Annotated in this window: 15 protein-coding genes; 9 read left to right on the top strand and 6 right to left on the bottom strand. The window is 48.8% G+C overall.

The features are described 5' to 3' along the window. The first annotated feature begins 55 nt into the window (after positions 1-55). On the top strand, positions 56-991 hold the full coding sequence (locus B5M13_RS09795) for an RNA polymerase sigma factor (protein WP_080055508.1): 936 nt from the start codon (positions 56-58) through the stop codon (positions 989-991). Beyond that, complete coding sequence (locus B5M13_RS09790; protein WP_080055507.1) at positions 988-1632, top strand: hypothetical protein; 645 nt, start codon at positions 988-990, stop codon at positions 1630-1632. The genes B5M13_RS09795 and B5M13_RS09790 overlap by 4 nt, the downstream gene beginning before the upstream one ends. Here the strand turns inward: B5M13_RS09790 and B5M13_RS09785 are convergent. Then, entirely contained in the window at positions 1625-3199 is a 1575-nt protein-coding gene (locus B5M13_RS09785; RefSeq protein WP_155297223.1) for a hypothetical protein, read from the bottom strand. The two genes, B5M13_RS09790 and B5M13_RS09785, sit on opposite strands and share 8 nt — an antisense overlap. 196 nt (positions 3200-3395) lie before the next feature. Here B5M13_RS09785 and B5M13_RS09780 point away from each other — a divergent pair, with 196 nt between their 5' ends. From B5M13_RS09780 to B5M13_RS09750, 7 genes are all read left to right on the top strand, one after another. Further along, positions 3396-4187, top strand: coding sequence for a hypothetical protein (locus tag B5M13_RS09780; protein ID WP_155297222.1), 792 nt, complete (start codon positions 3396-3398; stop codon positions 4185-4187). 5 nt (positions 4188-4192) lie between these two features. Continuing rightward, on the top strand, positions 4193-7855 hold the full coding sequence (locus B5M13_RS09775) for an eIF2A-related protein (protein ID WP_080055504.1): 3663 nt from the start codon (positions 4193-4195) through the stop codon (positions 7853-7855). A 66-nt stretch (positions 7856-7921) separates the two neighbouring features. Continuing rightward, complete coding sequence (locus B5M13_RS09770; protein ID WP_170061110.1) at positions 7922-11692, top strand: caspase family protein; 3771 nt, start codon at positions 7922-7924, stop codon at positions 11690-11692. 181 nt (positions 11693-11873) lie between these two features. Beyond that, entirely contained in the window at positions 11874-12578 is a 705-nt protein-coding gene (locus B5M13_RS09765) for a hypothetical protein (protein WP_080055502.1), read from the top strand. A 96-nt stretch (positions 12579-12674) separates the two neighbouring features. Beyond that, complete coding sequence (locus tag B5M13_RS09760; RefSeq protein WP_080055501.1) at positions 12675-13118, top strand: hypothetical protein; 444 nt, start codon at positions 12675-12677, stop codon at positions 13116-13118. A gap of 85 nt (positions 13119-13203) precedes the next feature. Beyond that, complete coding sequence (locus tag B5M13_RS09755; protein WP_080055500.1) at positions 13204-14181, top strand: porin family protein; 978 nt, start codon at positions 13204-13206, stop codon at positions 14179-14181. A 258-nt stretch (positions 14182-14439) separates the two neighbouring features. Further along, entirely contained in the window at positions 14440-15897 is a 1458-nt protein-coding gene (locus B5M13_RS09750; RefSeq protein ID WP_080055499.1) for a PKD domain-containing protein, read from the top strand. Between the two features lie 145 nt (positions 15898-16042). On the opposite strand, the gene B5M13_RS09745 is transcribed toward B5M13_RS09750, so the two are convergent. From B5M13_RS09745 to B5M13_RS09725, 5 genes are all read right to left on the bottom strand, one after another. Continuing rightward, positions 16043-16960: a glycoside hydrolase family protein gene (locus B5M13_RS09745; RefSeq protein WP_080055498.1), complete on the bottom strand. Its 918-nt coding sequence runs from the start codon at positions 16958-16960 to the stop codon at positions 16043-16045. Between the two features lies 1 nt (position 16961). Continuing rightward, on the bottom strand, positions 16962-18125 hold the full coding sequence (locus B5M13_RS09740; RefSeq protein WP_080055497.1) for an AraC family transcriptional regulator: 1164 nt from the start codon (positions 18123-18125) through the stop codon (positions 16962-16964). 58 nt (positions 18126-18183) lie between these two features. Beyond that, on the bottom strand, positions 18184-19437 hold the full coding sequence (locus B5M13_RS09735) for a sugar MFS transporter (protein ID WP_080055496.1): 1254 nt from the start codon (positions 19435-19437) through the stop codon (positions 18184-18186). 60 nt (positions 19438-19497) lie between these two features. After that, on the bottom strand, positions 19498-20334 hold the full coding sequence (locus B5M13_RS09730; RefSeq protein ID WP_080055495.1) for an ROK family protein: 837 nt from the start codon (positions 20332-20334) through the stop codon (positions 19498-19500). A 117-nt stretch (positions 20335-20451) separates the two neighbouring features. Further along, positions 20452-23037 carry a family 20 glycosylhydrolase gene (locus B5M13_RS09725; protein ID WP_080055494.1) on the bottom strand — a complete coding sequence of 862 codons (2586 nt, stop codon included), beginning with the start codon at positions 23035-23037 and terminating at the stop codon, positions 20452-20454. Positions 23038-23123 lie beyond the last annotated feature (86 nt).

The raw sequence follows: 23123 nt of genomic DNA, 5'->3' as shown, positions 1-23123 counted from the left end.
GGAGTGTAGCGTGGCGAATTTTTCCGTTACTTTGTGCTCCACTCGATCCTCCACCATGGCTACAAATACTCCCGAGGAAAACAATCTTTATATATCGCAGGTACTCCCCGTTGTTGCCAACCTACTGACTTCAGCTAGGAAATCAGATCCACTTCCTCAACAGGCTATCGATGAAATTACGCAACGGACGCTGGCCGCAGCTCTACACATCCGGCGAGTTGCCACCAAACAACGACTCAGACAAACGGCCTTTATTGAGCGACTAACTCGGGAACAACAGCATATCTGGTTGGCAGTAAACGGAACTCCCTCCCAGCAGGCCAAAGCCATGAGCACCATCTTGGCTGAAAACCAGGATACTGTTCGCCATTTTTTGAAGAATTTCACCTTCCGAACCACAGACATAGCTGAAGATGTGTTGAACGAGAGCTTCAGTACTTTCTTTGAGATGATCAAGAACAGAAAGCCCGTTCTGGCTCTAATGTCAACGTTGGTGAAAGGAATTGCCCGAAAAAAGGCATTGAAGCAGTTAGAGAAAAACCAAAGAAATCCGTGGCAGTGGCTCGAAACAATCTATATATCAGCCGGAGATGATGAGATCGGTACCTTCGACTATCCAATGGCTGCCAACGACGAACCCGAAACGGTTGTTGTAACCCTACCATTGATTCCGGAGACCCCTAGCCCTGGTGTTCCCAAACGCATTGAATTCGATAAGGCTAAACGCGCTATAGGCGACTGTCTTGCACAGCTACAGCAGCCCCGACAGTTGCTGATACGGTTAGTAAACACCTTTTGGACAGGATATGAAGAAGGACCACTGAGCGAAGAACAAATTCTGAGTAGCTACGAAAAACTGAGCATGGCGCAAATTGCCGGGTGGACTGGCTACAAGGATGCCCATACTGCTAGTGTACGGCTTACGGAGACGAATAAAATGCTACGCAAATGCCTGGACAAAAAACTTAACACCACCCCTCTTTCCCGATGATTACGGACGACAACAAATGGATTTTTATTGAGGCATACCTGGCCGGAAAACTTGACGAGCCTGCCCTGGAGCTCGTACGTCAAAAATTGGCCGATGATCCTACGTTTCGGAACGACGTGCTGGTTCAAAAGGCCCTCAACAGCCAGCTTGAAGAGCAACAGCAGGCCGACGACAATGAGCTAATTGCCAAATTCATGGCAAGCCAATCGGTTCTGACGGATACCAACAAAAAAGAACCCGGTCGAGTCATACCCTTCTGGCAACCAACCTGGGTTCGGGCGGCAGCTATTATCCTGCTGGTGGTCGGCCTGGCCTGGCTGGCTCTTTATGACCCACAACCGCAAACGATGGCCCTGACGATAACCTATACCCAGCGTGGCTTGGGGATGGCAGGGGATAGTTCGGTCAAACAAACGACATTTCCGGTCAAATTCAGTAGCCAGGGCCCAGCTGGGGGTGAGTATCAGAGCAGTGACGACAGCCTGCACATTTACCTGCCCGATCTGCCAAAAGATGCCCAACAATGGTCGTTAACCGACCGAATGCAAGGGGGTTATCTACTCAAGACACCGCAGGGTCAAACCTATCAACTTGACAAAGAAACATTCGGAGTCCGTAAACCATTAGTACCTGCTAAATAGGTTCGGCGGCTGTCCAACTAATTAATTGATTATCTCGGTATTCAAGAAACAACCATTGTTTAGCCTTTCGATACCCATAGAAAACAGTCCCCCGTGTTCCGGCAATGATTGTGGCTGGAGAGCCGTACTGGCTGGGTAACTTACGGCTATCCAAGCCTTGCAGGGATAGTTGACTGCTTTTCACTACCCGATACCGTACATTTTTCGTTTCGTTCGTGGTTGGTTCGCTGGTGATGCGCAATTGGTAGCTCGTCAGTGAGCCACTATGTACGACCTTTACATCACCTTGCAGTACCAGTACAGGAGGATACTTGGCTAACAACGCCCTGTCGGGCCAGGCAGGAAGGGATACCGAAGCTCCCTCTTTGAGTTGGTATCGGGCCATCATCTGATTAAACCACTGCTGCCAGCCTGGTTTCTGGCCTTCCTCGAAGTACGTTTCATTATCGACAGCCCGAAATGCCTTGTTTGCTACCGCCAGTTTGAAGGCCTTTCGGGCCTCGTTGATCCGGCCCAGATCGGCCTGAATGATTCCCATCATAAGCTGAGCATTAGCCGATAATGGGGAGAAATAGCGAAGCAAGGTTTGACGTGCCTGTTCTGAATTATCGAGTAAGTATTCCGTAATAGCTAGATTCAGGGCAGACGCCTGATGCGTGGGGTGTTTGAGCAAGGCGTTGGTAAATAGCTTTTGGGCCTCAATCAGCAATTGTTGATAGGAAGTCCCATCCCGACGTCCTGAGGCTAACAATCGATTATCGCTATCGAACTCAACCGGAAATTTGTACCGCAATCTTTGGTTATCACGGGCTAACTCCATACGTCCCAAAGCTTGATTGAGTTTTATGGCCCCCAGGTTGTTGACAGTAGTGGCGCTTGGATAGCGGCTAACCAACGCATCGAAATCGCGGCTGGCTCCGTCGAAGTCATGCAGGAGATACCGAATTTCACCGATTTCGAAAAGTTGGGCTAGTTCCTGCACACGAATAGTGGTATCGGTCACCATCTGGAGTCGCTGGTTTTTGGTCGGATAGCCTGGCAACTGATCAGGTTTCTTAAATTTATCATAGAAAGCTTTATAAATTATTGGAGCTATACCAAAGGCATCGTAGCCTGCCAGATAAGCCGTAAATACACCCGAGCGATCAGCGATAGCTTCTAGATTTTCTGAAGCATCAGCAGCAGAGCCATTTTTGCCAATAATAGGCGAAAAGAACCCTTGTTTACTTCGATGGCGATACTGAAAATGAGCCAGTTCATGCCCGAGTAAACAGGCTAAAGCGGCCTCGGCACTATCTCCAAAGGTTGCACAGAGATCCAGCACATCCTCCCCGATTTCGATCTGCGCCGGATCGGCCTGGTACACCAACTGCCCAGTCGGCTTACCGATTGTGTAGGGCAACACACGTAAAGTTGGCGCATCAACGGGATTTCCAATTGTCCGAAGCAGACGAGCATACACTCGCCGTAACGCAGTCGTTCTATCAGCTGGTTTTGGCGATGAAAATTCGAGAGAGAGTAAGCTATATGCCACCACTACATAGAGCAATAAGGAGTGTCTCATCATAAATTATCGTTTTTTTTTGATAAGCCTGTTACATTTCTTGATCCCACGGGAATAACCAAATGTAACAACCTCAGGCCAAAAGGGCTTTCCAGTTTCATCCATACCGTTCAGTTTCTACCTGGCTCCATATAACTGGAGCCAGGTTTTTCAAGAGCTTTTCTGATTTTCCAGCTTTTTATCTAGCTTAACTTTAGCCATGATTCGATCTCTATTTTTACATTTACTGAGCACAATGCTGCTTGTATGTTCACTAGCCAGTTGCCAATATATTAATCCGACGGATTCGCTAAAAAGTCACATTGACCGAACGATTGATCAATTTGAGAACGATATTGCCTTTGTTAGTTCGCTGGTCCCCTTTACTGCCTTAGATAACCAGCTCACATTGCCCAGTACAGAACATCCTGAACAAATTGCAACGTTGACCAATCAATTGAAACAGCTTGACGACCATATTCTGGCGATTGAAGCCTATGATGGCACTACTCAGTCGATAAAGCAGGAAATGTTATATATCTGCCGCCAAACCCAACAGCTAACAGCCGACGTGAGTCAGGCGATAGCGGACGCTGACGAAATCCGGGAGGATGAAGCCGACTATAGCCTGCTGGACATTATCGACATCCCTCTGAAAAAAATGGCCCTGAACGATAAAGAGACGCAACTTAACCAGCGTACCCGCGTATTGACCGACAAACTTCGGCAATGTAAGTTCAATATCAGCGCTTATACACAGTCATTAGCCCGGCGGTTCCGGCATCAGGTTCGGCAAGTCGACAGCCCGCTTCTCTTTTTAGTGACGAAATCCGATGAGCAGGCGCTGGCCGAATACGCTATGGCTCGCTTACAGGAATCGATCCAAAACCGTTACCAGCAGCACCATCGTAACGACCCAGATGCCGCCAGCTATGCCGAAGTGTTTTCCAGCAAGCTACTGACCAATTATACCGATACCAGCCTGATGGCCAACCTTCAAACCGCACACTAGCCGTTATGAGTCGTTTACTGATTGCCATAGTTTTTTTGTTTCTACTTCAATTCCCCTTCGTCCACGCACAGAAACCCGAATTAATCGTACCAATTGGGCATGCGAGTCCTGTTGAATCAGTGGCTTTCTCACCCGATGGCCGCTATGCCCTCTCGGGATCTATGGACAACACGCTTCGGTTGTGGGAGGTGAGTAGTGGGCGGGAGCTTCGCCAATTCATTGGGCATACGAGTGCGGTTTTCTCCGTGGCTTTCTCACCCGATGGCCGTTATGCCTTGTCAGGGTCGGGGGACAAAATGCTTCGATTATGGGAGATCAGTAGTGGGAAAGAACTACACCGGCTTGAGGGGCACATGAGTGCTGTTCTATCGGTAGCTTTCTCGCCGGATGGTCGCTATGTTCTATCGGGTGGAGATAACACGGTTCGGTTGTGGGAGGTGAGCAGTGGGCGGGAGATTCGCCAGTTCATTGGGCATACAAGTGGTGTTCGTTCCGTGGCTTTCTCGCCCGACGGCCGCTATGCCCTCTCGGGGTCAAATGATAACACGCTTCGGCTGTGGGAGGTGAACAGTGGGCGAGAGCTAAGCCAGTTTCTAGGGCATACGAGTGCGGTTTACTCTGTAGCTTTCTCGCCCGATGGCCGCTATGCCCTGTCAGGATCCGGGGACAATACGGTTCGGTTGTGGGAAGTGGCTAATGGACAGGAGCTTCGCCAGTTTAAAGGACATACGAGTTTTGTTTCTTCAGTGGCTTTCTCGCCCGATGGTCATTATGCCTTATCGGGGTCTTGGGACAACACGGTTCGGTTGTGGGAGGTGACTAATGGACAGGAGCTTCGCCAGTTTAAAGGACATACGGGCTTTGTTTCTTCGGTGGCTTTCTCACTCAACGGTCACTATGCTCTGTCGGGGGCCGAGGACACTCAAGACAATACGGTTCGGTTGTGGGAGGTGAGTAGTGGACGGGAGGTACGCCAGTTTAAAGGCCATACGAGCCATGGTGAATCGGTTGTATTCTCGCCCGATGGCCGCTATATTCTGTCGGGATTTGAGGACATGAAGGATAACACGGTTCGGCTGTGGGAGGTGAGCAGTGGTCAAGAACTACGCCAGTTTAAAGGACATACGTTCGGGGTTCGCTCCGTGGCTTTCTCACCCAATGGCCGCTATGCCCTCTCGGGAGCTATGGACAAAACGGTTCGGCTATGGGAGGTGAGCAGTGGTCAAGAACTACACCAGCTTAAAGGCCATACGAGCGGTGTTAGTTCAGTAGCATTTTCACCCGACAGTCGCTATGTTCTGTCAGGGTCATACGACGATGACAAAACGGTTCGGCTATGGGAGGTGAGCAGTGGTCAAGAACTACGCCAGTTTAAAGGACATACGAATGGTATTATTTCCGTGGCTTTCTCACCCAATGGCCATTATGCCCTGTCGGGGTCTAGCGATAATACGGTTAGGTTGTGGGAAACGAGCAGTGGTCAAGAACTACGCCAGTTTAGAGGGCATACAAGTAATGTTAATTCCGTGGCTTTCTCACCCGATGGTCACTATGTTCTATCAGGGTCTGGGGACAACACCCTACGGTTATGGGATGTCAGTAGTGGACGAGAGCTTCGCCAGTTTAGAGGGCATTTGAGCGTTGTTAATTCCGTGGCTTTCTCACCCGATGGCCGTTACGCCCTGTCAGGGGCTATGGATAACACGGTTCGGCTGTGGGAAGTAAGCAGTGGGCGGGAGATTCGCCAGTTCATTGGGCATACAAATTTTATTTCTTCGGTGTCTTTCTCGCCCGATGGCCGCTATGCCCTGTCGAGGTCTGGAGACACCACCACCAAACTCTGGAACACCGTCACTGGAGAGGAACTTGCTACACTTATCACCGTTGACTCTACTGATTGGGTCGTAACTACCCCTTCTGGCCTGTTCGATGCCTCACCGGGAGCCATGAAACTCATGCACTACGTGGTCAACCATCCATCCGATCAAAATAAGCCATGGAAAGTCATCGAACTTGAGCAACTCAAACAACGCTACTACCAGCCCGGCCTACTACCCATTTTGATGGGATTCAGAAATGAACCACTGCGACAGGTACCCGCCTTTGAGAACGTTTCCTTACCCCCTGATGTAACGCTTTCTATACGCAACGACAAACTCCTGGTTCAACTCACCAACCGAACTAATGGCATTGGACCTGTAGCCGTTTTTATTAACGGGGCGGAAATCGTCGAGGATTTGCGTAAAAACCCCAAAGATGATACCCAGCAGAAAACCCTCTCCCTGGAGTTGTCACTCACCTCGTTCTCCAATCATTTCTATACCAATGCGCCTAACGTCATCCGGGTGGTGGCCAAAAATGGTGAGGGATGGCTCCGCAGCCAGCCTGTAGAAATCACCTATCAGCCAACCATTACTACCCGTGGCGGTGAACCAGAGAAAGCCGTCTCGCCTGCCCCTGCCCCTACTAAAACCCCACGATTGCGGGCCGTTGTGGTCGGAACCTCCACCATTGGCCTGCGTTTTGCCCATTCCGATGCCGAACAGATTGCCAACGGGCTAAGGCTAGCCGCCAATGAACTGTTCAGTTCAGCCAATGTCAGTGTACAGGTACTTACGACCAAACCTGGTGGTCCTGCACAAACCTCCAAAGCCGCTGTTGTCAAAACACTGATAGAAGCCCAGCAAACTCGAGCCGAAGACATCTTCGTCTTGCATGTTTCGGGGCATGCTGTCAATTACGGTGGCCAGGATGGCGATTTGTATTTCCTTATGGCGGGAGCCACCTCAGCTGATGTTAGCTACCTCAATGACCCCGCCATTCGCCAGCAGTATGCCCTCTCGAGTCAGGAACTGATTGAGTACCTCAAAAAAATACCCGCCAAGAAAAAAGTGCTGATTCTGGATGTGTGTTCGGCAGGGAAAGGAGCGGAGAACCTTCTCCTGGCGGCCCGCGACGTACCCGGCAGTCAGATTCGAGCCCTGGATCGATTACAGGAGCGGATGGGCCTCTACGTGCTGGCGGGTTCGGCTGCCGATGCGTCAAGTTACGAGGCTAACGTATATGGACAAGGATTAGTCACTTATGCCCTCCTCCAAGGCATGAAAGGTGCAGCGCTGCGCCAGGATGGCAGTGAATTTCTGGATGTAGAGAAGTGGCTTAGCTATGCCGTCGAGCAGGTTCCCCTGCTGGCCAAAGGTGTGGGAGGCATTCAACAGCCGTTCTACCGAAGGGTTAGTCCGTCAGCAACTGCTCATCAGGGGCGAACGACAGAAGGTAGTTTCGACATTGGCAAAGTTACCCAATCGGTGAAAGCAGAAATTCATATCGCTGAGCCCAAGCCGATCCTGCTGGTTAAAAGTTTCCAGGAGGATAGCCAGTTCGACGATGTCCTTGACCTGAAAAACAAGGTTGAAAGTGCGCTAAATGACCTCATAGCCACGCGGGGAAGCGATGCACCCGTACTGACGATGGACGCCAAAGATTATCCCGGCGCTTATACAATCAGTGGGCGTTATACCCTGAAGGGTGAGAATGTGACGGTGACATGTAAGGTATTCCGAGCCTCGGAGTCAGTGGGCGAGTTTGTCGTAACAGGAACCAAAAGCAAACTGCCCGACCTGACTCAGTTGGTATTGACTAAAGCACAGGGCCTGGTGAAGCCCTAATAATATGCCATTGCCCAATTTTTGAGCGCATTAACCCCCATGACTTCCTTCCCAAAACTGAACACGATGAAATGGTTTATATCAATTACCCTGTTTTACTTTCTGATTTTATGTTTTTATACCCATGCACAAAATCCGGAATTAGTTGTGCCGGTTGGGCATACAGGCAGTATTACATCCGTGGCTTTTTCGCCAAATGGGAAATACGCGATATCGGGATCGAACGATAAAACGATATGTTTATGGGAAGTTGAGACAGGACGTGAACTGCATCGATTTGAGGGCCACACAGATGATGTACAATCAGTTGCGTTCTCACCTAATGGACGCTACATCGCTTCTGGCGGAAGCCTTAAGGATAAAAGCATCATCCTGTGGGATGTAACCACCGGCCGAGAAATAGATCGGCTTAGAGACGACAAAGCAAGAACTCGCAAAGAACTCCATCGTTACCTTGAAAAAGGAGACTATTTAGGAGGTGGGCCTATGAGTTACGTTTCATCGTTAGCGTTCTCCCAAGATGGAAACTATCTCTTATCAGGCTCCTGGGACAATTCATTACGCTTGTGGAAAGTTAGTAATGGCAAGCTAATCCGTAAATTTATGGGCCATGGGGGAGGGCGGTCCAAAATCAATTCTGTTGCTTTATCGCCAGATGGTCAGTATGCCCTTTCGGGAGCAGGATGTAGCAATTCAGACTGCGGAACCAACGACGACAATACGATACGGTTATGGAATTTAGCTGATGGTAAAGAAATTCGTCGGTTTGAAGGGCATACTGCCGGAATCAACTCGGTCATGTTCTCACCTGATGGCCAACAGATTCTTTCAGGCTCTGTTGATAAAACTATACGGTTGTGGGATACAAATAGCGGCCGTGAAATCCACCAATTTAAGGGACATACATATTCCGTAAACTCCGTTGCCTTTTCCTCAGATAGTAAATATATAATCTCTTCAAGCAATCACGACCAGACTATACGGTTATGGGACGTAACTAGTGGGCAAGGAATCCGCCAATTCTGGGGTAATGTGTATTCGATTGCTTTTTCGCCAGATGGCAGCCACATACTTTCAGGCTCGTCTAATGATTTAAAATTATGGGATACTAAAACAGGTCTAGTCACCCAACGTTTTCATCAAAATCCAACTGAAAAAAAGCCCCATTTTGCTTTAGCGCCTAATGGCGACTACTTTATATTATGTTCTTATCTTGAACCTCTGCAACGATGGAGCTTTATCAATAGCCAGGATTTTCGCTGTTTAGGATTTGATGATGAACTAAGATGGATAACTGGAGTCGCTTTGTCGCCTAATGAGAAGTATATTTTATCCAAAAGAACATGGAATAACACGTTCAGGCTCCACGATGCTACGACAGGTAAAGTAATTCATAGATTTTCAGTAGGCAACAGTGACTTCAGTATCAGCACTATTGGTTTTTCTCCAGACAATCGTTATGTTTTTTCGGGGGAGGGAATTGTTACATCTGGAGGTTATTTGCAGCAATGGGATCTGGTAAGCGCCAAACTAATCCGTGAGCTTAAAGGGCATAAAGGCAGGGTCAATTCTATTACCTTTTCATCGGATAGTTTATATGCTATCTCAACGGGATGGGACCAGACCATACGGTTATGGGACATACGTAGTGGCCAACAACTACACTCATTTATAGGGCATACTGGTAGCGTTGAGTCTGCGGTTTTTTCACCCGATAACAAGTACATCGTTTCTGGCTCATGGGACAAGACTGTTCGATTATGGGACGCAGTCAGCGAGCAGAAAATTTATACATTTGAAGGGCATACCGGAACCGTCAACTCGGTCGGATTTTCGCCTGATGGTCAGTATATTGTTTCAGGCTCTGATGACAATCAGATTATTGTGTGGAATATTAAGACAAAAGAAAAAAAAATATTCAAAGGACATACCAATAAGGTTACGCAAGTCAGCTTCTTACATAATGGACAAAAAATACTTTCAAGCTCATTTGACAATACGATAAAAGCCTGGGATACTAATAGTGGTAAAGAACTTGCTACACTTATCACCGTTGACTCTACTGATTGGGTCGTAACTACCCCTTCTGGCCTGTTCGATGCCTCACCAGGAGCCATGAAACTCATGCACTACGTGGTCAACCATCCATCCGATCAAAATAAGCCATGGAAAGTCATCGAACTTGAGCAACTCAAACAACGCTACTACCAGCCCGGCCTACTACCCATTTTGATGGGATTCAGAAATGAACCACTGCGACAGGTACCCGCCTTTGAGAACGTTTCCTTACCCCCTGATGTAACGCTTTCTATACGCAACGACAAACTCCTGGTTCAACTCACCAACCGAACTAATGGCATTGGACCTGTAGCCGTTTTTATTAACGGGGCGGAAATCGTCGAGGATTTGCGTAAAAACCCCAAAGATGATACCCAGCAGAAAACCCTCTCCCTGGAGTTGTCACTCACCTCGTTCTCCAATCATTTCTATACCAATGCGCCTAACGTCATCCGGGTGGTGGCCAAAAATGGTGAGGGATGGCTCCGCAGCCAGCCTGTAGAAATCACCTATCAGCCAACCATTACTACCCGTGGCGGTGAACCAGAGAAAGCCGTCTCGCCTGCCCCTGCCCCTACTAAAACCCCACGATTGCGGGCCGTTGTGGTCGGAACCTCCACCATTGGCCTGCGTTTTGCCCATTCCGATGCCGAACAGATTGCCAACGGGCTAAGGCTAGCCGCCAATGAACTGTTCAGTTCAGCCAATGTCAGTGTACAGGTACTTACGACCAAACCTGGTGGTCCTGCACAAACCTCCAAAGCCGCTGTTGTCAAAACACTGATAGAAGCCCAGCAAACTCGAGCCGAAGACATCTTCGTCTTGCATGTTTCGGGGCATGCTGTCAATTACGGTGGCCAGGATGGCGATTTGTATTTCCTTATGGCGGGAGCCACCTCAGCTGATGTTAGCTACCTCAATGACCCCGCCATTCGCCAGCAGTATGCCCTCTCGAGTCAGGAACTGATTGAGTACCTCAAAAAAATACCCGCCAAGAAAAAAGTGCTGATTCTGGATGTGTGTTCGGCAGGGAAAGGAGCGGAGAACCTTCTCCTGGCGGCCCGCGACGTACCCGGCAGTCAGATTCGAGCCCTGGATCGATTACAGGAGCGGATGGGCCTCTACGTGCTGGCGGGTTCGGCTGCCGATGCGTCAAGTTACGAGGCTAACGTATATGGACAAGGATTAGTCACTTATGCCCTCCTCCAAGGCATGAAAGGTGCAGCGCTGCGCCAGGATGGCAGTGAATTTCTGGATGTAGAGAAGTGGCTTAGCTATGCCGTCGAGCAGGTTCCCCTGCTGGCCAAAGGTGTGGGAGGCATTCAACAGCCGTTCTACCGAAGGGTTAGTCCGTCAGCAACTGCTCATCAGGGGCGAACGACAGAAGGTAGTTTCGACATTGGCAAAGTTACCCAATCGGTGAAAGCAGAAATTCATATCGCTGAGCCCAAGCCGATCCTGCTGGTTAAAAGTTTCCAGGAGGATAGCCAGTTCGACGATGTCCTTGACCTGAAAAACAAGGTTGAAAGTGCGCTAAATGACCTCATAGCCACGCGAGGAAGCGATGCACCCGTACTGACGATGGACGCCAAAGATTATCCCGGCGCTTATACAATCAGTGGCCGGTACACCCTGAAGGGTGAGAATGTGACGGTGACATGTAAGGTATTCCGAGCCTCGGAGTCAGTGGGCGAGTTTGTCGTAACAGGAACCAAAAGCAAACTGCCTGACCTGGCTCAGTTGGTATTGACCAAAGCACAGGGCCTGGTGAAGCCCTAAATTATTCTGCTGTACTGTTACATTATGACTTTTAAAAGGGATTGCACAGCTGTGCAGTCCCTTTTAGTTTTTGATGGAGAAATGCGTAAAAAAGCAAGGCAAAAAAAATTCAGGCAGGCTGTTACTTTTCTCTTCCTCTTCGGAATAACCTTTTGTAACAACCAATAATTTTTCAAATCCCATGAAAAAACAAGCCATTTTCGCTCTATTGTTTACTGCTTTTACTAGCCCATTATTTGCCCAAAATGAACCCGATACCAAGCGGGAAAACGATAGCAAGGAGTCAACCCCATCTACACCAAAGACCCAGAAAGTAGAGGATTACGCCAGTGCCGTTAATCTAGCCCGTTACGGCTACGCGAATAACTGCGCACTCTGCCTGGTTACAGCCGCCGATATGATGTACAAACTAGGTATAAAACCAATATCGGCTGATGCGAAAGCCAGTCCTGCATCCACAACGTCGACCGCTACCAAAACTGAAAAGCCCAACCCCACCGACCCGGCTAAACTACTGGTCGATGCCAGGAAAATGGCAAAAGGGGATGCCCATCTGCTTGCTCTTGCCAGCAAGGTACAACCCACCCTTTCTCGCGGGGCTGTTGGCGGTGTTCGAACTGCTTCCTCACGGGTATATTCAGGTTCGGTAGATGTATATAGGATTGCTTTCTATGGCATGGAACCTGCTGCCGTAGCAGTACAGGGCGACGGCGATACCGATCTGGATCTGTACATCTACGACAGCAATGGCTACCTGGTTACCAAAGATGATGACAATTCTGATACCTGCATTGCTCGCTGGACGCCCCGCTATACAGGTACATTTATTATTCGAGTGAAGAATCGGGGCAGCGTTTATAATCGCTATGCGATGGCAACAAACTAAACCTTCAGCACTACCGGCTCATGTGAAACCAATACATGGGCCGGAGTTAAACAGATTTCTATTTCCTCCATTTTCAAGTTCACACGTTTACTGATAATGAAATCACTCCACACAACTTCAATCCGCACGCTGCTAGTGCTATTCACATTCATCCTACTGCTCTCATCGTGTAGTAAGAACGAACCTGATCCACTCGACCAATATGTGGGAACCTGGACCGAAAGTATGACCAATGGACAGACCGGTAACGGTCTTAAACTTACGATCAGTAAATCAGGAAAAACCTTGACGTTAACCGATTTCATGCCTTATGGAAGCGCAACCGCTTCAGTTAGTGGTTCAGGTTTTCAGGCTGATAACAAAAGTATTGCCACTGGTGTACCGCAGATGTTCCCTGATAACAGCCAGGCCCAAGTTTATCTGCTGAACCTAGCAGGTAGCTTATCGGGTGGCAATCTGACGCTCACTTATACCGTCTTCAGTCAGTCTGCCACCATGTATTATAAAGCAGACGTTACGAAAGTTTTCACAAAAAAGTAAACCCCGGCCTGGCGGGAAGGCAAATCGGCCTGTCCCCAGAAGCTCTCTCTCTATATATCATCCACTTGACGACTCAAATACGATCATGCACAAGCACATACTCCCCCTTTTGTTAACCTGTTTGCTGACTGCCTTCTTAACAACAGTTCATGCGCAGCCCCGTACACGCCCTACAACCCCAAAGCTAGCCCCTACGCCTAAGCCTGACTTACTCGTTCAGCGGGATGGCACACAACTGGAAGTGCTGGTCATCGAAATCACGGATAAAGAAATTGTTTATAAGCGATTCAACAACCCCAAAGGTCCTATCTTTCGAGTACAGAAAACCAATTTTAATTATCTAAAGTATGGGACTAACGGTGAAATAGAACAGTTTACAAAAGTAGCTCAGCCGGCACCAACGCCTACCCAGCCCGTACCGACGACCGTTCAGCCAGCGCCAGTACCCACAACGGCGCCATACAAACAAAACACCCCCACCCCTGTTTCGCAGGCACGGCAGACGGACATACCACAGGGTGTGCGTTTTGGATTCAGGGGCGGTATTCAGAGTGCATCATTTTCCTTTAACCCTAACTATTATTCTACCAGTAATTTTATTGGTTTTCAGGCAGGTATAATGGTCGATAAGCCTATCGGTAAAAGTGGACGATTTCGCCCCCAACTACTGTATTCAAGTAAAGGGACCAAACTGGTTAATCCCACTACGAACGCTAGTCTAAAATTCAGCGTCAACTACCTTGAAGTACCAATTGATCTATTATTCAAAATTCCGACTTCGAGCGGACAACTGCTGCTTGGTGGCGGGCTGTATTCTGGATATGCATTGAGTGGAAAGGTCGGATCTGAGAATGCCACAATAGGTAATTCTCAAACGGATACCTTTACTCCAATCGACTTCGGGCTTCGGGCTTCTGCCTGGTACGACCTACCTTCGGGCCTGACACTGAATGTGTTCTACAGCTTTGGGCTGTCCAATACCAATCCAACGATATCCGTAAATGAGCCTACTGTTAAAAACAGAGCTTTTGGCCTTGGAATAGGCTATTTTCTATCCAGATAAGCAATTGAATCATATTCTTCATTCCAGTGAAATCGGTTGCTTTTACCATCATCGGTTGCCTGACGGCAGTCCAGCCGGGAGTATTCAGCGATTTACACCTCAATTCCTGTCCCCTCCTGGCCAATCAAGTACCTTAAGATAACGTCTCTATAAGCGAAATCCATCCTGAAAGTCAGCGGCTTCGTCCCCCAGCCAAACCACTGTGTTATCTGTGGCCCAGGTTACCCTTGCCGTTTTTTTCCAATCATCTCTACTACAATGAACCTTATTAGCACCATCAAGTCCGTAGCCGTCAATCATTTCCGGCTGATTCAAAAGCCAGTACTACTCCTGGTATGGCTGGCTTTGCCAGGTATTACCTCAGTAAGCTGCACAAAAAGCGCCGACCCACCTCCCAGCCCTAACGTATCTACTCCTGGCAAACCACCTGTCATCAGCGTAATGACCTCCATGACCGTAGAAACAGGGCAACAAACGTCCATCGATGCCAGCAAATCCATCGATCCTGATGGAGATAAGCTAGCTTACGCCTGGGCTATTAAGACGAAGCCGACCAGTAGCACCGCCGTACTGACCAACGCGCAGTCAGCCACTGCCGGGTTTACTGCCGACGTTGCTGGCGCTTATGTCTTAAGCCTAACCCTCACAGATGGGGTATGGCCTGCTGTGTTCCAGGATGTGTCCATCACAGCTACTGCACCAGCCACCCGAGTTATCAACGGAAGCTGGACAACTACCGACGGCACCAGTGGCGGCCCTGACTATACTCCTCGCAATAAGTTCTATTCATTTGATGTAGTCTCGAACAATCAACCGGTTTCACTGACGCTTACCTCCTCCGATATTAATGTTGGAGTCAGTCTTTATGACCCACAAGGCACCCGAATCCTTGACCGGGGCACGGGTCGTACGGTCATACTGGACAAGATCGTCAATGCTGGCACTTACAGCGTCATGGTCTATACCAGCCAACGGTACGATGTAGGGGCCTTCCGGCTGGTAGGGAGCGGCCTCTCATCTGGTTTTACGCTGCGCCCATCTAGCCGTGTCCAGTCGACCGATGTTAGTTTTGGTTCAGAAGGTGGAGGTGGAGGAATCAGCAATCGTCCTCCGTTTTCGCCCCGAAATCATTATTACACATTTGAGGTAACCGAAGATAACGCCCCCATTGATATTAATGTGGTCTCAGCGAACACCAGTTTGTGGCTGTATTTAAGTAACTCTGCTGGCGCTGAGGTTGCTTATACGTCGGGGACGCAACCTGCCGGTATACCACGCACTATGCTTACGAAGCTCAATAAAGGCACATACGGAATCTATGTTGGAACCGGTACTCGCGACGCAACAGGCAAGTATACCCTGGAAATTTTCGGGAAGGTGCAAAATCTAAAACAAACCTTATTCGACTCGGCTATCCAATCAGACAGCTATGTTGGCAAAAATGGATCGATCACCTACACGCTGAATGTGACGGAAGACAATTCGGTCATTGATGTCTCACTGCGTTCACCCGATATTGTCGGCAATATAGACCTCTTCGATCCAAAGGGAACACGGCTGGACTATGTTACGGCTGCCAACAACTATCTCTATCTGATTGAGAAGGTGAATAAAGGAACGCATAAACTGGTAGTCACGCCAGGTATTGGCACTAGTGGTGTTGGTAAGTATACACTATCTGTGTATGGCAAATTCAGTGACTTGAAAAAACAATAGCCCGGAATGCCGTCAAAAGGTGTTGGATACGTGGTTACCATAACCAAGGCCCTAAATCCAGGGAGATGGTTATGGTAACCACGTATCCAACACCTTATTTAAGACCATCGTACAAGCTTGTGCCAATACGTTGACTCGCAGCTGTTCACTTTTTCGGCAAAAAAACCTTCACATCAGGATGCATGGTGTAGAGCCGATACGCTCCACCATCAGGGACCAGGATACCGCTGGAGCAGTTGTTGCCGATGATCGGATTGTGCGGGTATTTTGTCCAGTGAATCAGATCGGTTGAGACAGCTACGTTTATCGACCATTCGTGCCAGTCTTTATAAGCCGATGCATGGTAATAGCCATAATATCGGCCATTATACTTGATAATCTGGTTCATGGCTACAGCATATTGGTCGTAGAGTTCAGGCCCCTTCGTTAATACGGGTTCATCCTGCACATTCGTCCACACAGCCAGGTCTTTTGAGGTTGCCAGCCAGACAGCTTCATCGTTTCGTTCGTAAAACAGATACCAGGTATTCCCTTCTTTCCAGATGGCAGGCGTTCCAAACGGGCCTTTACTCAATGGTTTGCCAGTTGCGTAACGAATATCGAGCGGACCACGCTCCTGCCACTGAATCCGGTCGGTCGAGGTCAGCAAATGGGCCACATCATCCTTACCCTCCGCAAACATGTAATAGGTATCCCCCGATTTAACGACCGACATATCCTCTACCCAGGTCTCCGTATGAATTGGGTTCTCGGCATAACGCGTCCAGTGGAGTCCATCGGTCGAGGTCGCATAGCCTAAATATTTTGTCTGGTTTTTGCCATCCCGATAACCCGTATACCACAGATGGTAAGTTGCTCCTTCACGCAGTATATATCCCCGTTCGCGAATGTTTTTGTCCCAGGTATCCTGCCCCGTACCGCTGAATAATGGGTTATTTGTATAGGGCGTAAACTGAACAAGTTGAGCCGGGAACGTTGGCGCGTCAACAGGTGGCGTTACCTTTTCGGGCAGCCGGGAACCAACGAACCAAACCAGGCAAAAGAGCCAATAATAATTTTTCATACTATTTACCTGCCAGGTATTTATGGCGATATTCGAGTGGGGTAACGCCTTTTACCTGCTTGAATTGACGGGCAATATTTTTCGAGTCGTTAAGCCCCAGATCCATGGCTATTTCAAAAACAGCCTGATCGGTTTCCAGTAACTTTTTCGAGAATTTCTCAATACGCAGATTCTGGATGTATTTGTAAATTGGATAGCCTACAACCTGAAGAAAGCGCATCTCCAGCGATCGCCGGGATAAGGGCACCTGCTTCACCACCTCATCGACCTGTAAGTTTTTGTCGATATTCTGGTGAATGTATTTAAGCGACAACGCAATGTATTCATCAGCAGTCGAATAAATATCCGTCGACTGGCGCGTGATAATCTGCGTAGGCTCTACGATGATGTCGTAAAAGGTGTTTATTTCCTTCCGAATCAGTTGATCGAGTAAATGAGCTGCGTCGTACCCGCCTTTCTCGGCATCCTGCATAATACTTGAGAGGGGGGGATCGGATAGCTCGCAAAGCATTTCATCATTATCGACGCCCAGTACGGCTACCTCTTCGGGAATACGAATGCGCGAATGCCGACAGGTTTCTGTGATGTGCTGCCCCATCCGGTCGTCGCAGCACAGGATGGCGATGGGCTTGGGAAGCGATTTCAGCCATTTGCTCAGCGAACTGGGTTTATAATACCACAAATCGCTTGAACTATACTCTTCATGCTCAAAATACTGCACCGAGCACCCGGCCCGCGATACCCGCTCATCGAATCCTTCGGCCCGTTCGCGCGACCAGACAATGTGCTTGAAGCCATAGTACGCAAAATTCCGAAACCCTTTGCGAAGGAAATAATCAGCAGCCATAGCACCCGTTGCCCGATGCGCACCCGTAATATTCGGAATCTCCGTGAATCGCTCTTTAAAATCCTGCGCAATAACCGGGATACCCGCCTGAACGATCTTTTCTACACTGCTTTCGTTATAGAGCTGGCCAATGATGCCATCGGCCCCCCACTCCTTTGCCCAGTTTAGAATCCCATCTACGCCCAGGGTTTCGCGATGAAACAGGGGCATCTGGCAAAACACCCAGGGTCCATGCTCCCGAGCATATTTGGATACGCCTTTCAACAGACTTCGGCTGTAATCCTCTGCAAAGTCGATGAGTAGAATGATCTTGTGCATGGGTAAAGAGTGAAAGAGCGAAAGAATGAAAGAGTGAAAAATGGCCTACGACAGCATTTCACTCTTTCATTCTTTCGCTCTTTCGCTTTATGGTTGCATTATTGATCAGGGGTTTTGCCCAGATACCGATGCTGAAAATATAACCCAGGGTTAGTAGCATGACCAGCATGGCCAGCCGTAAACCCAACCATTCGGCCAACCCACCGATGATGAGTGGTACCAGGGCACCCCCAACAATTCCCGTACACAAGATACCAGAAAAAGTGCCATGATGCTCCGGTACAGAATTAAGCGCCAGTGAAAAAATAATAGACCACATGACCGACGCAAAGAAACCCGTACCCGGCAAGGCAATCAATGCCCACTCTTTGGGGCCAAACAGGCCAATCAATAACGAAAGGATGGCCCCCAGTGTAAATAAGCGCAACACGTTCCGGCTGTCGGCCACTTTGAGTAAAATCAGCCCCAGCACACAACCAATCGTCATTAGCCCCCAGAAATAAGCGACAGCCTGCGCTCCTACAGTTGCCGGATCAACACCATGATACAGTTGAAGAAATTTGGATATCCAATTAGAAATTCCCTGCTCGGTGCCCACATAGGCAAAAATTCCGGCGAAGTACAACAGTACTGTTCGGTCCCGAAGCAAAGCTGTGAGGGTTCCCCCCACTTCCACTTTTTCATCGTCTTTCAGCTCCACTTTCGGAAATCGAACTAGTGCCACAACCCCAATCATAAGCAGTGTAGTCAGGGCAAATACCCAGTAAAGCGATACCCATTCCACACCCGTCGGCACTAGTTTATCCAGCCATTGAATCCAGAATGCACCATTCCCCCCCTTGTGAATGGTCTGTACGAAATAGCTGTACAACAATGGGCTCAGGAATGAAGCCGCCCCCGAAAATAGTTGAGCCAGTACCGAATTGAACGCAAAATGTTCTTCGCCACCAGCCACACGAAGCAGTGGATTAATGGCCACCTGAAGCACCGCCATCCCTACACCAATGGCAAACAGCGAACCCAGTGCTACCGTAAATTGCGGAACTAACGCAAACAGCAACGATCCCAGAAACGCCAGCATAAACGCCCCGATCAGCATTGTTTTTTCGCGATACCTTTCAACCAGTATACCCGCCGGTATCGACACCCCATAGGCAACAAAAAATGCAAAGGGCAGGAACCCGGCCAAACCTATACTTAGCTGAAAACTATCGACTAAATCCGGTATGATCGGCCCGAGAATGTTGGTAAGAAAGGAAATGACGAAAAAGATGACCAGCACCAGGATCACCAACAGGGTATTGCGTTTCATCGTGTCTTTTTCAGGTAGTATGCCAACCTATTCGAAACTTACGAAGGCGTATTTGCTCAATCAAACCAACTGACGGACCAGCGCAGCGGCTCCTAACAGCGCAATATTTTCATTCTGCGACTGAAACATCTTGAGCCGTCGGAGGGTAACGGGGTACGCAAAATTGGCCATGCTTTCCAACATGGTCGTTTTGAAAAATGGATAGGCTTTGGCAATAGAACCGCCCAGAATAATTACCTCAGGATCGAAGGTATACAGGATCACTTTCACGGCATTGCCGAAATGCGTACCAAAATCATCCCAGAGCTTAAGGGCGTTTTGGCCACCCAGCAAGGCTTCCTGATTGGCCTCCAGAGCCGTTGTACCATGAATAGACTCAAAAAAGTCACCCGCTGCATACGACTCGATGTTCTTATCCAGATACGGGAGCAAGCCTATCTCCCCCGCCCCACAGTTACTACCCGTATAGAGCTGGTTGTCGATAATAACCCCCGAACCAAGCCCTGTTCCGATGGCCATACCCACTGCCGACCGATACCCCTGTGCCAGTCCGAACTGATGCTCGCCCAGAATAAAACAGTTCACATCGTTGTTAACAAATACCGGCATATCGAACTCTTTTTCGAGAATATCCCGCAGAGCCACTTCCTTCCACGATGGGATATTGGCTACGTCGTACACGATGCCCTGCTCAATGTCAACTACGGATGGAACTCCGATGCCAATGCTGGTAACGGCGGGGTTGACCAATGGGCGGATGAGTTCAATCAGTTGGGATAATGTAGCCGAAAGGGATTCTTTTTGCTGTAGAGCTTTGCTATGTTGCCGGATAATTGTACCGTCATCAACTAGCCCCGCCCGTACGTTCGTCCCTCCTAAATCAACCCCGATAGTCATAGTAGATAATATTTTTGTTAGTTCAGATTAGTCTGGACCACAGGCCAATTACCATAACAAATAAAGTATCGAACCCGAATTGTCATGCTCGTCTGTGGTCTAATTTTATCGAATCATCTATTTATTGCTAACCATTACCGATCGACTGGAGCGTCCTGCCGCATCGAAACTTTTTAATTTTACAGCCCCTCTAATGGCCACTGGGTTCGTATACGCTGGCGATTGTGTTGTAGGTTCAGTACCATCCGTTGTATAACGAATCGTTAGCCCCGGCAACTCAACATTCGCTTTAAATATACCCTTTTCAATCAATGCCCCTGGTGGTGGCACCCGATAGGTATAGCCACCATTCAACCGGGCCAGTCGCGGAAGCTCTCGCTGAGCCAGTGTGTTGGCAAAAATCATCCAGCCCGCATCCATGGACCGCTCACGGGCTTGTCGATTATCGATGGTTTCCCAAACGCGCTCGGGAGCCCAGGCGCTTTCAGCAAATCCAAGCAATTTAGGCAGTATATCGTATTCGGCCATATCGCGACCCTTCACAGTTTCGCTCCAAAGCTGAGACTCTATACCCCGAATGTTTTTTCGGGCTTCGGGTTTCATCTGTTCCAGGCCTGCAAAATTGAGCGGCTTACCCATTGACGTTTTGTAAGTGGTTTTAAACATGTCGTAGGGAGCAAAGGCCCAGTTGGCTTTTGTATCGACATACCCAGCCCAATACAGTCCGGGTTCCAGGGGGTCGTTGTTATACGACATATCAAAGTAGAAGTTCGATACATTACACAACACGACCGGATACCCGGCATTGGCCAGCCGATTGCCTAAATCCAGATCGAACAGGTTATTCCATACGTAAGGAACCACACCTTTCCCCACAAATTCAGGGTTCACCTCCAGTTTCCCACTGGCCGATTTGGTCAGCACGACTTCTTCCCAGCCATGAACTTCCAGCTTCCGTTTAGCCAGTCGCTCGCGAAGTTTACGGAAGAAATAGGCCTGTAAATTCTTCGGGTCTTTGATGGTCGGGTTCTCGCTCAGTAGCTTAGCGGCCATCGGCGACTTAGTCCAGACACCTTCCGGCACTTCGTCGCCCCCCGCGTGCATCACATCCATCGGCAGGCCTGCTTCTTTATACATCTTCGTGATCTCGTCCACTACCTTTTCGTAAAAGTGGTAAGTCGACTCCCGCCCAACACTCACCACATTATCCGTATAGCCCTGCGCCGACAGGTAGACCGATTTATCGTCGGGGTCAATTAAGCGGTACTCGTTCGCTTCTTTCTCTTTTCCTTCTTTCATGAATCGCTGGTAACGGGCTTCCATCGCTTTAATAGCCGCTCGCGCGTGGCCGGGCAAATTCACTTCGGGAATTACCTTGATATGTCGCTCATGGGCATACTTCAGAATTTCGATAAAATCGGCTTTGGTATAATAGCCACTCCCATATTTATCCTTGTCGTACGCTTTGGGTCCCGACCCATAAGCTGGATGCAACGCCGGTGCTTCTTTGCCAGACGTATGTTCTCGCTGGGCGCCCACCTGCGTCAGTTCGGGTAAACCATCAATTTCAAGTCGCCAGCCTTCGTCTTCGGTCGTATAGAATAAGAAGTGGTTGATTTTATAAAAGGCCAGCAAATCCAGTATCCGAAGGATGGTCTCTTTGGTCTGAAAGTTTCGGCTGACATCCAGATGCATACCCCGGAACGCAAACCGTGGGGCATCGTCGATCTGCGTGTATTTTAATAGGATGTCGGCCGAAGGGTTTTGGTAAGCATCGTTCGGTAGCAGCGCCAGTAAACTTTGTGTTCCGTAGAATACGCCCGCAGCATCGCTCCCGGTTATCGAAATTCCTTTTTCGTCGATGCGCAACTGGTACGCTTCTTTGGCTATGCCATTCACCTGAACAGGTGCGATTTTCAGGAAGATCCCTTTATTGGCTGGTGACTGGCTACTTACGGCAACATCCTTGCCTACTAATGCCTTTACCTGTTGACTCAATAATCTGGCTTCGTTTTCCAGACCTTTATCCGCGTAAATCGTCAGTGACGAATTGAACGCTAAGGAGCCTTCGAATGTGGTCAGTTTGACGGGAGATGGAATGATTGGCTGCAATTTTTCGGCTGGCAACACCGATAGCCCCAGGTTGTTTTGATAGGTTATGGCCGGACCAGCCGGAGGATACAAATCGTTTGGCCCACGTAGTACTTGCTCTTTCCGGGTAAAGGGCTTAATGGTATAATTGGCAACCTGTATGATCGACTCTTCTTTGCCCTCCTTATCGTAAAAAACGACGTAGAGCCCTAATGGCGCATCGGTTACTTTGGTGACCGCTTCCGTACCTTCATACCGGATTTCGGTCGATGCACCGGGCTTCAGGCTAAATCCCTTGGTGGGTACCAGTTTATACCAGTCGCCGTTGATATGCTGAACGGTTCCTGGCTGTGGTGACCTGGATGGCAGAATCGGTCGGGGCGACATGTTAAAAAATAAAGCCCAGTTGGCATCTGTCAAGTCGTTGTCACTGTTGTTGGTCAGCGTAAAACGAGCCAGAAACCCATCTTTGACGTCGGTAAAATTACTGACAAGCTCCCAGGAAACAGCGAGTTGTTTGCCGTACTCCCCACCATCGGACTTAACCCGCTGGCAGCTATTTAGGCCTACAAAAAATAGGCAAATGAGGGTAGCATAGAAACTCTTTCGCATAAATTTTCCGGTTTAGTAGCCTTTATAGTACGTCAATCAGTAATAAAGATACCATTGCAAGAACGGGGCTTTTTTAATAAAACGGT

This window comes from Spirosoma aerolatum, assembly GCF_002056795.1.
In the GTDB taxonomy this organism is placed as follows: domain Bacteria; phylum Bacteroidota; class Bacteroidia; order Cytophagales; family Spirosomataceae; genus Spirosoma; species Spirosoma aerolatum.
The sequence above is the reverse complement of the archived record's forward strand: the minus strand, read 5'-3'. Positions and strand labels throughout refer to the sequence as shown.

What these genes read in the sequence shown, in the direction of transcription:
- B5M13_RS09755 (WP_080055500.1), top strand. Translation starts at nt 13,204, where the DNA reads ATGCACAAGCACATACTCCCCCTTTTGTTAACCTGTTTGCTGACTGCC.
- B5M13_RS09750 (WP_080055499.1), top strand. Translation starts at nt 14,440, where the DNA reads ATGAACCTTATTAGCACCATCAAGTCCGTAGCCGTCAATCATTTCCGG.
- B5M13_RS09785 (WP_155297223.1), bottom strand. Translation starts at nt 3,199, where the DNA reads ATGATGAGACACTCCTTATTGCTCTATGTAGTGGTGGCATATAGCTTA.
- B5M13_RS09730 (WP_080055495.1), bottom strand. Translation starts at nt 20,334, where the DNA reads ATGACTATCGGGGTTGATTTAGGAGGGACGAACGTACGGGCGGGGCTA.
- B5M13_RS09740 (WP_080055497.1), bottom strand. Translation starts at nt 18,125, where the DNA reads ATGCACAAGATCATTCTACTCATCGACTTTGCAGAGGATTACAGCCGA.
- B5M13_RS09765 (WP_080055502.1), top strand. Translation starts at nt 11,874, where the DNA reads ATGAAAAAACAAGCCATTTTCGCTCTATTGTTTACTGCTTTTACTAGC.
- B5M13_RS09790 (WP_080055507.1), top strand. Translation starts at nt 988, where the DNA reads ATGATTACGGACGACAACAAATGGATTTTTATTGAGGCATACCTGGCC.
- B5M13_RS09745 (WP_080055498.1), bottom strand. Translation starts at nt 16,960, where the DNA reads ATGAAAAATTATTATTGGCTCTTTTGCCTGGTTTGGTTCGTTGGTTCC.
- B5M13_RS09780 (WP_155297222.1), top strand. Translation starts at nt 3,396, where the DNA reads ATGATTCGATCTCTATTTTTACATTTACTGAGCACAATGCTGCTTGTA.
- B5M13_RS09795 (WP_080055508.1), top strand. Translation starts at nt 56, where the DNA reads ATGGCTACAAATACTCCCGAGGAAAACAATCTTTATATATCGCAGGTA.
- B5M13_RS09725 (WP_080055494.1), bottom strand. Translation starts at nt 23,037, where the DNA reads ATGCGAAAGAGTTTCTATGCTACCCTCATTTGCCTATTTTTTGTAGGC.
- B5M13_RS09770 (WP_170061110.1), top strand. Translation starts at nt 7,922, where the DNA reads ATGAAATGGTTTATATCAATTACCCTGTTTTACTTTCTGATTTTATGT.
- B5M13_RS09775 (WP_080055504.1), top strand. Translation starts at nt 4,193, where the DNA reads ATGAGTCGTTTACTGATTGCCATAGTTTTTTTGTTTCTACTTCAATTC.
- B5M13_RS09735 (WP_080055496.1), bottom strand. Translation starts at nt 19,437, where the DNA reads ATGAAACGCAATACCCTGTTGGTGATCCTGGTGCTGGTCATCTTTTTC.
- B5M13_RS09760 (WP_080055501.1), top strand. Translation starts at nt 12,675, where the DNA reads ATGAAATCACTCCACACAACTTCAATCCGCACGCTGCTAGTGCTATTC.